The organism is Streptomyces sp. NPDC059142 (genome assembly GCF_042755665.1).
Taxonomy (GTDB): domain Bacteria; phylum Actinomycetota; class Actinomycetes; order Streptomycetales; family Streptomycetaceae; genus Streptomyces.
The window spans coordinates 1-15509 of record NZ_JBHZDA010000132.1; the positions used below are offsets into that span (position 1 = coordinate 1).

Below are 15509 nucleotides of genomic sequence, written 5' to 3' on the forward strand. Positions count from 1 at the left end.
CGCCCCGCGCTGTGCTGATCCCGCACACGGGCGACGCCGCCGAACACCCCACCCCGGGCGCCCCGCCCCCCCCCTTACGGGGGTCGCCCCCGCCCCCGGATCCCCGGGCGGGGGCAGACCTCGTACGTACGTCATGACACGAAGAGACGGCGCACGGGACGGCGCACAGGAACGGCTCACACCGGGACGGCTCGCACAGGGACGGCTCAAGGGGCCTTGAGAGGGCCGCTCACAGCGCGAAGAACGTCGCCACCAGCAGCACCCCGCCCGCCACCGCCACACCCCACGCCGTCCGCGTCAGCCGCAGCCCGCCCCCGATCACCAACGACGCCAGCAGCAGCGCACCACCCAACGGCACCCACGCGTACAGCAGACCCGCCGTCCCCGTACGCACCAGCTCCGTCGTCCCCGGCTTCACCACCACCGGAAGCCGGTCACCCTTGCGCACCGCGACGGACTCCTCGATCGTCATCCGCCCCGGCTCACCCCCCGGACCATCCGCCGCATACCGCCCCGAACACACGCCGTCCCGGCACCCCGTCACCGTCAGGGTCCCGTGCTCCCGGCCCTTGGACAGCACCACGTGCTGCGCGTCGCTCCACGACGTCCACACGCCCGCCACCAGCAGCAACAGCACGATCACAGCCATCACCGCCCGATGACCGAACGAGACGATACGGGCCGACGGGGCCGGCTTGCGCTTCCCCTTGCCGGCCCCCTTCTTCCGCTTCCCAGGGCTCACAGGGCTCATAGGGCCGGATCCTTGGCCATGGGAACGCGCCCGGTCAAACCACGGGCCGGGGAAAGCACGGCAATGCGGCGACTTGTCAGGAGTTGTACGTGCTCTGCGCGCGCTCCAGCCCATCCATCACCAGAGCCTCCACCGCATCCGCCGCACGATCCACGAAATACGCCAGCTCCTTGCGCTCCACCGACGAGAAATCCTTCAGCACGAAATCCGCCACCTGCATCCGCCCCGGCGGCCGGCCGATCCCGAACCGCACCCGGTGGTACTCGGGCCCCATCGCCTTCGTCATCGACTTCAGACCGTTGTGGCCGTTGTCCCCGCCCCCCAGCTTCAGCCGCAGCACCCCGTAGTCGATGTCCAGCTCGTCATGGACCGCCACGATCCGCGCCGTCTCCACCTTGTAGAAATCCCGCAGCGCCGTCACCGGACCACCCGACAGGTTCATGTACGACGCGGGCTTCGCCAGCACCACCCGCCGGCCCGCAGGACCAGGACCCCCCAGCCGGCCCTCCACCACCTGCGCCTGCGCCTTCTGCGCCCGCCGGAACGAGCCGCCGACCCGCTCCGCCAGCAGATCGGCCACCATGAACCCGACATTGTGCCGGTTGGCCGCGTAACCGGGCCCGGGATTCCCCAGGCCCACGATCAGCCAGGGGGCATTGGCATCCATGGACATCCGAGCCGACTCTCCTCGCGCACTCGTACAACAGAAGGTGGATACAGCGAACGGGGTGGCCGGCCCGACAGGCCCGCCACCCCGTGAAAACCGTCCGGAGGATCAGCCCTCGGAACCCTCGGCCTCGGCCTCGTCCGCCGGCTCCTCGGCCTGCGCGGCCAGAACCTGGATGACCACCGCGTCCTCGTCCGTCACCAGCGTCGTGCCCGACGGCAGCGGAACGTCCTTCGCCAGGATCGACGCACCGGCGTCCAGACCCTCCACGGAGACCGTGACCGACTCCGGGATGTGCGTGGCCTCGGCCTCGACGGTCAGCGTGTTGAGCACGTTCTCCAGCAGGTTCGCACCCGGCGCCAGGTCACCCTCGGTGTGCACCGCCACCTCGACGGAGACCTTCTCGCCGCGCTTCACCGCGAGCAGGTCGACGTGCTCGATGTGACCCTTGATCGCGTTGCGCTGCACGGCCTTCGGGATGACCAGCTCGCTGCGGCCCTCGATGTCCAGGCTGATCAGCGCGTTCGCCGTCTTCAGCGCCATCATCAGGTCGTGACCCGGCAGGGTGACGTGGACCGTGTCCGCACCGTGGCCGTAGACGACCGCGGGGACCTTGCCGGCGACACGCGTACGGCGGGCCACACCCTTGCCGAACTCGGTACGGATCTCGGCGCTGATCTTCACTTCAGCCATGGCTGACGCACTCCTCGTAAGTAACGCGGATTCCCGCGGAACAGGAAATCGGGCCGTCACCCGGCCACAACGGGCCTGCTACGAAGAGCGCGTCGATAACGGACCAGCCGCACACAGGTGCGGCCTCCCTCGCCGAGCAACTCCATGAGTCTACCCGGCGGGGAGGCCGCCCCAGAAATCGATCTTTCAGCAGGCCACCGGCCCGGACAGCCGACAACCGGCCACCGGCGTCAGCGGCCCGCGCTCACGCCTGCTCCTCGAAGAGGCTCGTCACCGAACCGTCCTCGAACACCTCACGCACCGCCCGCGCGATCGTCGGCGCGATCGACAGCACCGTGATCTTGTCCAGATCCAGATTGCCCGGATCCGGCAGCGAATTCGTGAACACGAACTCGCTCACCTTCGAATTCTTCAGACGATCCGCCGCCGGACCCGACAGCACACCGTGCGTCGCCGTGACTATCACGTCCTCCGCACCGTGCGCGAAGAGCGCGTCCGCCGCCGCACAGATCGTGCCACCGGTGTCGATCATGTCGTCCACCAGCACACACACCCGGCCCGACACATTGCCGACGACCTCGTGCACCGTCACCTGATTCGCGACATCCTTGTCCCGCCGCTTGTGCACGATCGCCAGCGGCGCACCCAGCCGGTCGCACCAGCGATCCGCCACCCGCACCCGGCCCGCGTCCGGGGAGACCACCGTCAGCTTCGACCGGTCCACCTTCCCCGCCACGTAATCCGCCAGCACCGGCAGCGCGAACAGATGATCCACCGGACCGTCGAAGAAGCCCTGGATCTGGTCCGTGTGCAGATCCACCGTCAAGATCCGGTCCGCACCCGCCGTCTTCATCAGATCCGCCACCAGCCGCGCCGAGATCGGCTCCCGGCCACGGTGCTTCTTGTCCTGACGCGCATACCCGTAGAACGGCACGATCACCGTGATGCTCCGCGCCGACGCCCGTTTCAGAGCATCGATCATGATGAGCTGCTCCATGATCCACTTATTGATCGGAGCGGTATGGCTCTGGATCAGGAAACAGTCCGCACCGCGGGCCGACTCCTGATAGCGGACATAGATCTCGCCGTTGGCGAAATCGAACGCCTTGGTCGGCACAATTCCGACACCGAGTTGGTGCGCGACCTCCTCGGCCAGCTCGGGGTGGGCGCGGCCGGAGAAGAGCATCAACTTCTTCTCGCCGGTCGTCTTGATCCCGGTCACAGCACTGTCTCCTCAGACGTGTTGATGGCCGCCGAGCCCGCGCGTCCCTGCGAGGCGTCCCTGCAAGCCAGCCGAATCGTGCAGATGTGCAGTTATCACGGTACGCCGTGATCGGTGCGCCTCTTTCCGGTCAGCTTTCCCCCGCGACGCCCCCGGACGCCGACGCCGCCGCCTGCGCGGCGGCACTCCCCGGACGCTTCCGCGCCACCCAACCCTCGATATTCCGCTGCTGGCCACGGGCCACGGCCAACGAACCCGCCGGTACATCCTTCGTGATCACCGACCCGGCAGCGGTGTAAGCACCGTCCCCGACCGTGACGGGCGCCACAAACATGTTGTCCGAACCCGTCTTGCAGTGTGAACCGACCGTCGTGTGATGCTTCGCCTCACCGTCGTAGTTCACGAACACGCTCGCCGCACCGATATTCGTGTACTCACCGATCGTCGCGTCCCCCACGTACGACAGATGCGGCACCTTCGTACCCTCACCGATCGTCGCGTTCTTCATCTCCACATACGTGCCCGCCTTCGCGCGCACCCCCAGCCGCGTACCCGGCCGCAGATAGGCGTACGGACCCACCGTCGCGCCCTCACCCACCTCCGCACCGTCCGCCACCGTGTTGTCCACCCGCGCACCCGCGCCCACGGCCGTGTCCTTCAACCGCGAGTTCGGCCCCACCTCCGCGCCCTCCGCCAGATGCGTCGAACCCAGAAGCTGCGTCCCCGGATGCACCACCGCGTCCTGCTCGAACGTCACCGTCACATCCACCGACACCGACGCCGGATCCACCACCGTCACCCCGGCCAGCATCGCCCGCACCAGCAGCCGCTCGTTCAGCAGCCGGCGCGCCTCCGCGAGCTGCACCCGGTTGTTGATCCCCAGGATCTCCCGGTGATCACCGGCCACCGACGCCCCGACCCGATGGCCCGCCTCACGCAGAATGCCCAGCACATCGGTCAGGTACTCCTCACCCTGACTGTTGTCCGTACGCACCTTGCCGAGCGCGTCCGCGAGCAACTGCCCGTCGAACGCGAACACCCCCGAGTTGATCTCCCGGATCGCCCGCTGCGCGTCGGTCGCGTCCTTGTGCTCGACGATCGCCGTGACCGCGCCGCTCGCCCCGTCCCGCACGATCCGCCCGTACCCGGTCGCGTCCGGCACCTCGGCGGTCAGCACCGTCACCGCGTTCCCGTCGGCGGCATGCGCCGAGGCGAGCCCGTTCAGCGTCTCCCCGGAGAGCAGCGGGGTGTCCCCGCAGACGACGACCACGGTCCCGTGCGGCGTGCTCCCCAGCTCCTGGAGCGCCATCCGCACGGCGTGCCCGGTACCGAGCTGGGTGGCCTGATAGGCGGTGCGCACACCCGCGTACGCCGCGGAGAGATGGCCCTCGACCTGCGCGCGGGCGTGGCCGACGACCACGACGAGCTCCTGCGGGTCGAGCTCTTGCGCGGCGGACACGACATGTCCGACGAGCGAGCGCCCGCAGACCTCGTGCAGGACCTTGGGGGTCTTCGACTTCATGCGGGTACCTTCACCCGCTGCGAGGACGATGACGGCTGCCGGGCGGTTGGCGCTCACGGGGATGCCCTTCGGCTTCGGGTGATGGTCAATCGCAGGATACCGGGGGGTAGCGCGGCGTAAACGAGGACGGGTCCCGACCGGTGAGGTCGGGACCCGAACTGCGCTGGCTCCCCCATCAGGATTTGAACCTGAACCGACAAGACCAAAACTTGCAGTGCTGCCTGGTTACACCATGGGGGATCAGCGGCCGGACCGAAGGTTCGGTCAGGTCGCTCGCTCAGCACCCAACACTATGCCGTACCAGGTGCCCTCTACGCGACGGTAGAGATCGGCACTCTTGGCGACGTAGATGATGAGGCACCCCTTATAGGTGTCCGATATGTTCTTCCGGGTGGTCTTCGGGTTGTGCCTTTTAAGGGTTGTCTTCTGGCGAAAGTAGAGCCTGATCACGGTGGGATCGCTGTTGATGAACTGATCACGGATCTGCCGCAGGCTGAGCCTTGCCTGCGCAGCGCGATCACCTGGGCGCGAAGTCCTTCAAAGTCGGCGTATGTGCCGGGAAGTGTCGTCATGCGTCAGATCGTCCTGCGGAATGCGGGCCTCCGGCTCGAATGTACGGGCGATTCACCAGTTCGAGTGATCGGCTTGCGTTCGCGGCGCGGCGCGTCGTGATCCGGGGTCCCGAGGTCGCCGGATATTGGGGTGCGGGCCCCCTTAGGCTGGGAGACATGACCACAACGGGGGCACACCAGGACTCTGCGGGCATGGCTGCCCGTGGCTACTGGTGGTGGGAGCGGCGGCGGAGTGTCGCGCTGGATGTGGGGCTGGCGATCGTGTCGGCCCTGGAGTGCGGGTTGCAGGGGGCGCAGTTCGCTCAGACCGCGGTGCTGCCCGTGCCGGTGGGGGTGCTGTTCGGGCTGATCGCCGGGTCGATGCTGCTGGTGCGGCGGCGGTGGCCGTTCGCGGTGGTGCTGGTGTCGATCGCGATCACGCCGGCGGAGATGGGCTATCTGATGGGCCTGGTCGGCCTGTACACGCTGGCCGCTTCCGAGGTGCCGCGCCGGATCATCGGGGCGCTGGCGGGGATGTCGTTCGCGGGGACGCTGATCGTGACGGCCGTGCGGATGTCGCGGAACGTGGTGGACACGGGGATCGACTCGGCGCGGTGGTACGTGCCGGTGGTGGCGGTGCTGATGTCGGTGGGGCTGACGGCGCCGCCGTTGCTGCTGGGGTTGTACGTGGGGGCGAGGCGGCGGCTGATGGAGAGCCTGCGGGAGCGGGCGGACAGCCTGGAGCAGGAGTTGTCGTTGCTGGCCGACCGGGCGGAGCAGCGGGCGGAGTGGGCGCGTACGGAGGAGCGGACGCGGATCGCGCGGGAGATGCACGACGTGGTGGCGCACCGGGTGAGTCTGATGGTGGTGCATGCGGCGGCGTTGCAGGCGGTGGCGTTGAAGGATCCGCAGAAGGCGGTGAAGAACGCGGCTCTGGTCGGGGACATGGGGCGGCAGGCGTTGACGGAGTTGCGGGAGATGCTGGGGGTGCTGCGGGCGGGGGAGCAGGTGGCGGCGCGGCAGGCGGACGGGGTGGCGGGGGCGGCGTCGGTGGTGCCGTTGGCGTCGGTGGGTCTGGCGGCTGCCGCGGCGGCTGCCGCGGCGGCGGAGGACGGTCCTGGGATGGGGGACATCGAGGCGTTGGTGGGGGAGTCGCGGGATACGGGGATGGTGGTGGAGCTGATGGTGCAGGGGGAGTCGCGGTCGTATGCGCGGGAGGTGGAGCAGACGGCGTACCGGGTGGTGCAGGAGGCGTTGACGAATGTGCTGAAGCATGCGGCGGGGGCGAAGGTGATGGTCCGGTTGGCGCATCGGGAGGCGGAGGTGGCGATGCAGGTGGAGAACGGGCCTTCGGATGGTGGTGCGCAGGACGCGGGGTTGCCGAGTGGGGGGAATGGGCTGGTGGGGATGCGGGAGCGGGTGACGGCGTTGGGCGGGGTGTTCGTGTCGGGGGAGACGGATGCGGGGGGTTTCCGGGTGTCGGCGGTGTTGCCGGACCGGCGGGGTGCGGCTGTGTGAGTTCGAGGGTGGCGGGGCGGTGTCTGCGTGCGGAGGGGCGCGGGTGCTGCCCCTTTGGTGTGTTCGGGCCCGTGCGGGCGCCTGTGTGCGGGTTGGTGGCCGGTGGGTCAGTCGGCGAGTGCGGCGGGGCGTACGGCTTGCCGGCCGAAGCGGTGGCGTCCGCGGTCGGCGGCGGCTTCGAGGGCGCGGGCGCGGGTGTCGCCGGGGTCGAGGGTGAGCTGGCGGAAGGCGGTGGTGGCCGGTCGTAGGCCGTCGGCGCGGAGGGTGAAGGCGCGGACGCGGGCGCGCTGGAGTCCGAGGACGGTGAGGAGGCCGAGGGCGGTGGTGACGAGGGCGGGGGAGTGGTCGGTGGGTTCGGGGAGTGTGCTGGTGCGGGTGGTGGAGCTGCGGTCGGCGTAGCGGACGGTGAGGGTGAGGCGGGCGGCGACCTGTTTTTCCTGGCGCAGTCGCTGGCCGGTGTGGTGGGCGAGGCCGAGGACGGCGCGGTGGTGCTGGGTGGGGTCGAGGCTGTCGCGGTCGAGGACGAGGTCGGTGGTGAGGTGGGCGGCGGGTGCTTCGGGGAGGAAGGGGCGGGGGTCGTGGCCGCGGGCGCGTTCGGCGAGGAGTCGTGCGGGGGCGGCGCCGAGGAGGCGTTGGAGGGTGGTGGCGGGCAGGGTGGTGATCTGGCCGATGGTGTGGATGCCGTAGCCGCCGAGGGTGGCGGCGGTGGTGCGGCCGGTGCCGGGGAGTGCGGTGAGGGGGCGGGGGCGCAGCCAGTCGGCGGCGTGGTCGGCGGGGACCCAGGTGGTTTCTCCGGGGGCGGAGGCGTCCGCGGCCATGGTGGCGAGCATGGGGTTGGGTGCGAGGCCGGCGCTGCTGTCGATGCCGTAGAGGGCTTTGAGCCGGAGTTTCGCCAGTTGGACCAGGTCGTAGGGGGGCAGGTCGAAGTAGCGGAGTGCCGAGGTGAGGTCGAGTTGGACGGCGGTGGGGGGTACGGCGCGGACGTGGGGGGTGATGCCGGTCAGCAGGTCGAGTGCGTCGGCGTAGCGGTTCTCGTCGGGTAGGGCGTGGAGGTGGAGGTGGGCGATGTGCTGTCGGCGTGTGGTCATCCCGCGCTCCCCGGGCTGGTGTAGCCGAGTTTCTTGAGGTCGGCGGTGCGGGTGCCGGCGGGCTGGAGGTCGGCGTAGGGGTGGAGGCGGGCGCCGGTGGTGCCGTCGGTGAGGGTGCGGTGGGGTTGTGCGGGGGTGGGGTGCGGGTGGTCGGCGCCGAGGAGGGCGAGGGCGGCTTCGGGGCCGTGGTCGCGGCGGGTGGCGGCGATGAGGTCCAGGTCCCAGGCCATGGTGCCGACGACGGTGCGGCGGGTGCCGCGTATCTGGACGGTGCCGCGGACCAGCAGGAGGCCGCTGTGGAAGACGGTGTGGGCGCAGGCGGGGTGGGAGTCTTCGAAGAAGGCGAGGTCGACCAGGCCGGAGCTGTCCTCCAGGGTGACGAAGATGATGCGTTTGCCGCTGGCGATGGGTGGGGTCTGGGTGGCGGCGCGTACTCCGGCGACGAGGACCTGTTGTCCGGCGCGCAGGGTGGTGAGGTGGGCGGCGTCGGTGGCGCCGATCTCCCGGAGCAGTCGGTGGTGGTGGACCATCAGGTGCTGGGTGACGTCGATGCCGAGGGTGGTCAGTTCGGCGCCGAGGGCTTCGCGTCCGGTCATTTCGGGCAGGCCGCTGGGTTCGGCTCCGCCGACGGCTTCGGTGGAGAGGGGGAGTTGGCCTGTGCCGGCGGTGCGGGTGCGGGTGGCCCGGTGGAGTTCGGCGATCTGGAGGAGCAGGTCGCGTCGGGTGAGGCGGCCGTCGTGGAGGGGGGTGAGGGCGCCGATTTCGGCGAGGCGTTCGGCGACGGGTCTGCTGGGGTGGGCGCGCTGCCAGAAGTCGGAGAGTGAGCTGTAGGGGCGGCTTTTCTCGATGCGGGTGGTTTCTTCTTCGCTGATGCCGTGGACGGCGGAGAGGGCGAGGCGTACGCCCCATTGTTCGTTGTCGGTCCGTTCCACGGTGTGGTGTGCGGTGGAGTGGTTGATGTCGACGGGCAGGACGGGGACGCCGCGTCGGCGGGCGTCGGCGACGATGACGCGGGTCGGCCACATGCCGGGGTCGTGTTCGAGGAGTCCGGCGAGGAGGAAGGCGGGGTGGTGGGCTTTGAGCCAGGCGCTCTGGAGGGCGGGTACGGCGAAGGCGACGGCGTGGGCGCGGCAGAATCCGTAGGCGCCGAAGGATTCGACGGTTCGCCAGATTTCGTCGCGGACCGCCGCGCTGTAGCCGCGTGTGCGTGCCTGGTCGTGGAACCAGGTTCTGATCCGGGGGAGGCGGTTCTTGTCGCCGAGGGCGCGTCGGGCGATTTCGGCCATGGCGCGGTCGCAGCCGGTGAGTATGGTCAGGGTTTCGATGATCTGTTCGTGCCAGATGGTCACGCCGTAGGTGTCGGCGAGTACGGGTTCCAGGTCGGGGTGGGCGTACTGGGGGGTGCCGCCGTGGCGTGCGGCGATGTATCGCTCGGGCATGCCTCCGGCGACGGGGCCGGGCCGGAAGAGGCTGATGTCGGCGATGACGTCCTGCGGGTCGCGGGGCTGGAGCCGGGAGAGGAGGTCCTGCTGGCCGGGTGATTCGAGTTGGAACAGGCCGATGGTCTGGCTCTCCTGGATGAGTTTGAACGCGAAGACGTCGTCGAGGGGGACCTGTTCGGGGTTGTCGAGGTCGATGTGGTCGCCGGTGGCGCGTTCGATCTCGGCGACGGCGTGGGCCATCGCGGACTGCATCCGTACGCCGAGGACGTCGAGTTTGATGTTGCCGAGGGCTTCGATCTCCTCCTTGGCGGCCATGGCCATGGGGTAGTCGCCCTGGGGGGTGGGTTGTACGGGCAGCCGGTCGAGGAGTGTGGCGTCGCTGATGATCACTCCGCAGGGGTGCATGGCCATGCCGTGGACCAGGGAGTCGAGTCCTTCGGCGAGTTCCCACAGGGGGCCGTAGCGGTCGGCTTCGGCTGCGAGGGGGCGTAGTTCGGGGAGTTCGGCGAGGGCGCCGGTGATGTCGGAGGCCCGTAGGTGGGGGAAGCTCTTGGCGATCCGGTCGATGTCGGCGGGGGCGATGCCGAGGGCGAGTCCGGTGTCGCGCAGGGCGCGGCGGGCCCGGTAGGTCTCGGGCATGGCGGTGACCGCGACCCGTTCGGGGCCGAACCGGGTGAAGATCGCGTCGTAGCACTCCAGTCGTCGGGCGGATTCCACGTCGATGTCGATGTCGGGGAGGGAGGCGCGGCGCAGGCTGAGGAAGCGTTCGAACAGCAGCCGGTGGTCGAGGGGGTTGGCCGTGGCGATGTCGAGGGTGTGGCAGACCATCGAGCCGGCGCTGGAGCCGCGGGCGGCGACGCGGATGCCCAGTTCGCGGATGTCGGTGACGACTTGGCCGACGGCGAGGAAGTACGAGTCGTACGCGAGTGTCGAGATCACGTTGAGTTCTTCGTCCAGCCGGTCGCGTGCGGCGGGGTCCCGGTCGAGGCCGCGCCGGATCAGTCCGGCTTCGCAGCGTTGGCGCAGCAGGCGGGCGGCGCCGTCCGTGCCGTCCGTGGGGGATCCGGCGCCGAACACGGCGGGTTCGGGGAAGTGCCGGGCGCCCAGGCCGAGGTCGGCCGTGGGGTCGACGGTGCAGGCGTCGGCGGTGGCGGTGGTGTCCGCGAGCAGCCGGGCGGCCCGTCGGGGGTCGGCTCCGGCGCATGCGGCGATGCGCCGGGCGGCGTCCGCCATGGCGGTTCCGTCCTTGAGCCAGCGTTGGCCGCCGTCCAGGCTCCGCCGGTCGACGGGGCGCAGCAGCCGGGCGGCGTCGAGGACGTCGGCGAGCCGGTGCTGGTCGGGGTCGGCGTAGCGGACGGCGTTGGAGAGTACGGCGGTGGTACGGGTGCGGTCGGCCAGGGCCAGGGTGCGGGCGGCGAGCCGCAGGGATCCCGGTGCGGTGCCGGGCCGGGAGTGCAGGACGGTTTCCAGCCGTACGCCGTCCCCGAAGATCTCGTGCCAGGGTGCGAGCAGCCGTGCCGCGATGTCGTCCCGGCCGGCCGCGAGTGCCCGTACGGGTTCGGAGACGGGGCCGAGCAGCACGGTCAGGCCGGGGCCGCCGTGTGCGCGCAGCGCGTCCCATCCGACGGTGACCGGTGCCGCGCCGGCCGCGGTTCCGGCGTGCGCGGCCGAGGTGATGCGGCACAGCCGGGCCCAGCCGGCCCGGTCCTGGGCGAGCAGGACGATCCGCAGGGCGGGTTCGACGACATGGGCGCCGCCGCGTGCGGGGGTGCGGGTCCGTTGTGCGGGCGGGGGCGGGGCGAGGGGTTCCACGGCGAGGTCGATGCCGAAGAGGGGGCGGATTCCGGTGGCGGCGCAGGCGCGTGCGAAGCGCACGGTGCCGGTGACGGTGTCACGGTCGGTGAGCGCGAGTGCGGTCATGCCGCGTTCGGCGGCCCGTCGGGCGAGGTGCTCGGGGTGGGCGGCGCCGTAGCGGGCGGAGTATCCGGACGCGACGTGCAGATGCGTGTAGCCGGTCATGCCGCACCTCCGTCACTCCACCCCGTTCAGTCACCCTGCCGATGGCTGTCTCGTACTCTCGTTCGAATACTCTAGTCGCGTTCTCCCCGGTCAGCGACTTTTTTCGTACAGGTGATCGAGAGTGGGGGTGTGAGGCGGACGGACGGGACGGGCGTCCCTCCGTCACATCCGTGTCCCGGCGGTGGAGTTGGGCGCGACGGCGCCCCCCGTCCGGCGCGTGGTGGCGTACGTCACCCATGAGGGCGCGCGACGGCGCGCGGCGGGGCGGGGGCCCCGCCCGCGTCGATAACTCTCCGTGACGAATGAGGGGTGTCTCAGGAGGAGGGCGGAGGGGTGCCTCGGGGGAGGACGGAGGGGTGTCTCAGGGGGAGGTCAGGCGGGCCGGTTCGAGACCGGTGATCAGCGTCTTCAGCGCCAGGTCGATGTCCGGCCCCAGGTACCAGTCCCCGGTGTGGTCGATGCTGTACACGCGGCCCTCGCTGTCGATCGCGAGTACGGCCTGCCCCTCGCCCTCCTCGCCGAGCGGGCTCAGCTCCGTCTCCAGCGACCGGCCGAGATCGGTGAGGGTACGGGCGTGGTGGAGCCCGGCGGTGGGGTCGATCCGCAGCACGGCGGGCGCGATCTGGCGGCCGGGGCCCGGGGCGGTGATGCGCAGACCGCCGAACTCGGCCCACGCCTCGACGGCGGCCGGGAAGACGCTGAGCCGGTGACCGGCCGGGGTGACATGGGCGCGCAGCACGTCCGCCCACTCCTCGGCACGCTGTATGTCCCAGCGGCCCGGAAGCCAGCCGGCGTCGCGCAGCGCGGCGTCCACCGGGACGGAGAAGCGGGTGCTGGTGTGCGCGTGCGGGTGCTGCCGCGGGTGCGGGTGGCCGGTGCGCTGGGGGTCGGGCATGGTCAGCCGTTCTCGGTGGGGTCGACGGGCCGTACGCCGAAGTGGGCGAGGAGCGCCGTACAGGAACGGCAGGGCGGGGCGTAGCTGCCGTGCAGCGGGTCGCCGTCCTCGCGGATACGGCGCGCGGTCAGCTTGGCGTGCTTGAGGGAGCGCCGGGCCTCGCTGTGCGTCAGGGGTTTTCGTCTCGCCCTCTTGGAGCGGGCGGCCTCGGCGGCGGTGAGATGGCGGGAGAGCAGTATGGCCTCGGGGCAGCGGCCGGTGAACCGTTCGCGCTGGCCGCTGGTGAGGGTGTCGAGGAAGTCCTGTACGAGGGCGTGGAGGGCGGGCGGCTGGTCGGCCTTGCCCGCGGTGCAGGTGAGGGTCTCGCCGCGGACGGAGAGCGCGGCGGCGACGGCCGGCAGGATGCCGTCCCTGCGGCGGCGGACCGTCGGCGGGAGCTGCGCCTCGGTGGAACGCCAGCTCAGACGCGGGTCGCCGGCGGCCCGCGGAGCGACGGGGGCGCCCGAGGCGTCGGCCCCGCCGGTGGTGCGTGGAGCGGTGTACTCGGCGCGCTCCGTGTGCTGTGCGGTGTGCATGGTGCTGGTCCCCTCCCCTCACCGGCGGCCGGTAGCCGCCGGTGTCACGCCCCCCATGTTGCTGGGACAGCCTGCCAAATGTGACGCACTGTGGGGAAACTGGGGATGCGATCCGCGTAGATCGGCGAGGATCGGTGCGGATCGTGACGTGGAATCGTCGCTGCGTCACGCGGGGTGCGACCGTTGGTCACCGGGTGCGAGGGGCGGGGCGGGATCCCCGGCGGGACGGTCGTTGCCGTGCGGGGTACGTAGCTGACTGTCACCGTACGGAGGCGGTACGGGCGCCCGGCGGGGGCGCGATCAGGCCGGGGGAGGAGGCGGGATCGGGCCGGGGGAGGAGCGTCGCGGGCACCTCTTGCCCCACCGCATAGGCTGTCCTGAACCAGGGCTGTGGAACCAGCCGGAAGCGCAGCAGGGGGCAACCGCCATGACGACAGGTCGGCTCGGGCAGCAAGCCGCGCCACCGAACGCGGCCTATGCCGGGCAGGTCGTGCATTTCCCGGACCCGGTCCGGGCCTCCCGGCATCCCAGAGGTGTACGGGTGGACGCCGACGGCTACCCGGACTTCGCGCCGTACGCGCGCGCGGCCGCGGAGATAGCCGAGCCCCCCGAGGGGTTCGGCGTGGACGAACTGCGGCTGACGGACTACGTGTCCGCGAACGCGGCGCTGGCCGCGACGGGCCACGAACTGTGGGACACGATCGCGCCGGTGGCCACGCCGCACGGCTGGACCTGGCACCACGTGGCGGGTTCACGCCGGATGGAGCTGGTACCGGCCGAGGTCAAGGCGCTGCTGCGGCACCACGGCGGTCTGGCGACGGCACAGGTGGACCACGGCAAGCGCGGCACGCGTCCGCTCCAGGAGACCAGGCCGGCCCACTTCGGGCTGCCGAAGGCGTCGGTGTCGGTCGGTGAGCAGCAGGTGCAGGGCGTGGAGGAGGACCTGGGCTACCGGCTGCCGGGCGCCTACCGCTCGTTCCTGAAGGCCGCCGGCGGCTGCGCCCCGGTGGGCGCCGCGCTCGACGCGGAGCTGGGGCTCCTGGTGGACCAGCCGTTCTTCACGGTGCGCGACGAGGCCGCGGTCAACGACCTCGTCTACGTCAACAAGTGCCTGCGGGACCATCTCACCAAGGACTACCTGGCGGTCGCCTTCGTGCAGGGCGGACTGCTCGCGGTGAAGGTACGGGGCGAGCGGACCGGTTCGGTCTGGTTCTCCGCGTACGACGACGCCCGGGACCGGGACGGCTGGGGGGTCCAGGAGCGGGTCGAGCGGCTGCTCCTGGAGTGCGGCGACGACTTCGACGCGTTCCTGCTGCGGCTGGCGGGCAGCCCGCCGGAGCTGGAGACCGTGGCGAACCTGATGGTGGACGGCGGCTTCGCGCGCGCCGTCCCGGTGGAGGGGTGAGCGCGGTGGTGACCTTCGCGCAGGCGCAGGAGCGCGCGGAAGACTGGGTGAACGGCGACGCGCCCGGCTACCAGCACCGCGAGGTGCGGGTGCGGGAGTTCGAACTCGGCTTCGTGGCATGGGCGGAGGACCGCGAGAACGGTCCGACGTCCGACGGCGGCCGGCAGCGGCTGGTGATCGCCAGGGACAGCGGTGAGGCCACGCTCTGGCCGGGGCTGCCGGTGGGCGAGGTCATACGCCGCTACGAGGAGGAGTACGGGACGCGGGGCGAGCCGCAGGCCGCCGCGGCGCCCGAGGCACCGGCGCGCATCGACCTGAACCAGACGTCGTTCCTGCTGACGCCGCCGGAGTGGCTTCAGGACGCGGCGGACAAGATCGGCATTCCGGACCGCAGGAAGCCGGCGGACCCGTCCGCCGCCCCGGAGCCCTCCGCCGTCCCGGGGGCCTCCGGTGCTCCTGGGGCTCCGGGTGCCCCTGGTGCTTCCGGGACTCCGGGTGCTCCGGCGTCCGGCGGTCCCGGCGGCGGCTCCCTCGGCGGCGGGGCCTCCCTCGCCGGTGGCGGCGGCTCCCTGGGCGCCGGTGCCTCCCTCGGCGGCGGTTACGGCGCCGGGGCGGCCGGGACGCCCCCGGCCAACGCCTCGCAGGGCAGCTCGGCCCGCCCCGCCGCGTACGAGCCCACGGCCAACGACGGGGTGCCCGCCACGCCGCCCGGGGCGACGCCCTGGACCGGGATCGACACCAGCGAGACGTCCGCCTCGCCGGACGACGGCTCCGTACCGCTGCCCGCGACGGTCTTCGCGCCGCCGCTCGCCGGTGCGGACGACGACGACACCCCGCCGCCGAGCTCGGCCGCCGAGGCGCCGACCGCGCTGATGTCCGGCGGCAGCCAGTTGCCCCGTACGGCGCTGGCGTCCGCGCTGAACCTCCCGGAGGCCGGAACCCCGGCCCCGGCCCCGGGCACTCCGGCTCCCGGTGCCCCGAGTGCTCCCGGTGCCCCCGGCGCCCCGGGCGCTCCCGGCGGCGGCTCCGGCAGCGGTGACATCGCCGACGCCGCGACGAGCAAGGCATCCGTACCGCCGCGTGGCGCGCGCGTGAGCGGGGGCGGGGGCGCCGGGGCGGTACCGCCGCCGCCCGGGGCGCCCGGCGTGCCCGGGGCGACCC

At 71.5% G+C, this 15509-nt stretch carries 11 protein-coding genes and 1 pseudogene; 3 read left to right on the forward strand and 9 right to left on the reverse strand.

Annotated elements, in window-relative coordinates; translation table 11 throughout:
* Positions 1-229: 229 nt before the first annotated feature.
* The 5 genes from ACFXPK_RS30275 to glmU form a co-directional block, all read right to left on the reverse strand.
* Complete coding sequence (locus tag ACFXPK_RS30275; protein ID WP_385002834.1) at positions 230-751, reverse strand: hypothetical protein; 522 nt, start codon at positions 749-751, stop codon at positions 230-232.
* 76 nt (positions 752-827) lie between these two features.
* Complete coding sequence (gene pth / locus ACFXPK_RS30280; protein WP_385002837.1) at positions 828-1424, reverse strand: aminoacyl-tRNA hydrolase; 597 nt, start codon at positions 1422-1424, stop codon at positions 828-830.
* Between the two features lie 102 nt (positions 1425-1526).
* Positions 1527-2111 (reverse strand): 50S ribosomal protein L25/general stress protein Ctc, encoded by a 585-nt coding sequence (locus tag ACFXPK_RS30285; RefSeq protein ID WP_385002840.1) that lies wholly within the window; start codon positions 2109-2111, stop codon positions 1527-1529.
* A gap of 244 nt (positions 2112-2355) precedes the next feature.
* Positions 2356-3333 carry a ribose-phosphate diphosphokinase gene (locus ACFXPK_RS30290; protein ID WP_385002843.1) on the reverse strand — a complete coding sequence of 326 codons (978 nt, stop codon included), beginning with the start codon at positions 3331-3333 and terminating at the stop codon, positions 2356-2358.
* Positions 3334-3463: 130 nt separating this feature from the next.
* The gene (glmU, locus tag ACFXPK_RS30295) at positions 3464-4912 is read right to left on the reverse strand and encodes a bifunctional UDP-N-acetylglucosamine diphosphorylase/glucosamine-1-phosphate N-acetyltransferase GlmU (protein WP_385002846.1); all 1449 of its coding nucleotides are present in this window, start codon (positions 4910-4912) and stop codon (positions 3464-3466) included.
* Positions 4913-5583: 671 nt separating this feature from the next.
* On the opposite strand from glmU, the gene ACFXPK_RS30300 reads away from it, so the two are divergent.
* Positions 5584-6924 (forward strand): sensor histidine kinase, encoded by a 1341-nt coding sequence (locus tag ACFXPK_RS30300; RefSeq protein WP_385002852.1) that lies wholly within the window; start codon positions 5584-5586, stop codon positions 6922-6924.
* Between the two features lie 107 nt (positions 6925-7031).
* Here the strand turns inward: ACFXPK_RS30300 and ACFXPK_RS30305 are convergent, their stop codons facing one another.
* The 4 genes from ACFXPK_RS30305 to ACFXPK_RS30320 all read right to left on the reverse strand — a co-directional run bounded on the left by ACFXPK_RS30305 (position 7032) and on the right by ACFXPK_RS30320 (position 12943).
* On the reverse strand, positions 7032-8012 hold the full coding sequence (locus tag ACFXPK_RS30305; protein WP_385080300.1) for an ImpB/MucB/SamB family protein: 981 nt from the start codon (positions 8010-8012) through the stop codon (positions 7032-7034).
* Positions 8009-11473, reverse strand: coding sequence for a DNA polymerase III subunit alpha (locus ACFXPK_RS30310; RefSeq protein WP_385080302.1), 3465 nt, complete (start codon positions 11471-11473; stop codon positions 8009-8011). Before ACFXPK_RS30310 ends, ACFXPK_RS30305 begins: the two co-directional genes overlap by 4 nt.
* A 361-nt stretch (positions 11474-11834) precedes the next feature.
* Positions 11835-12368, reverse strand: a complete 534-nt coding sequence (locus tag ACFXPK_RS30315; RefSeq protein WP_385080304.1) for an SUKH-3 domain-containing protein — start codon at positions 12366-12368, stop codon at positions 11835-11837.
* A gap of 2 nt (positions 12369-12370) precedes the next feature.
* Positions 12371-12943: a YwqJ-related putative deaminase gene (locus ACFXPK_RS30320; RefSeq protein ID WP_385080305.1), complete on the reverse strand. Its 573-nt coding sequence runs from the start codon at positions 12941-12943 to the stop codon at positions 12371-12373.
* Positions 12944-13370: 427 nt separating this feature from the next.
* On the opposite strand from ACFXPK_RS30320, the gene ACFXPK_RS30325 reads away from it, so the two are divergent.
* Together ACFXPK_RS30325 and ACFXPK_RS30330 are read left to right on the forward strand one after the other, a co-directional pair.
* Positions 13371-14348, forward strand: a complete 978-nt coding sequence (locus tag ACFXPK_RS30325; RefSeq protein WP_385002867.1) for an SMI1/KNR4 family protein — start codon at positions 13371-13373, stop codon at positions 14346-14348.
* 5 nt (positions 14349-14353) lie between these two features.
* A pseudogene (locus ACFXPK_RS30330) lies at positions 14354-15509 on the forward strand (hypothetical protein); the annotation flags it as partial.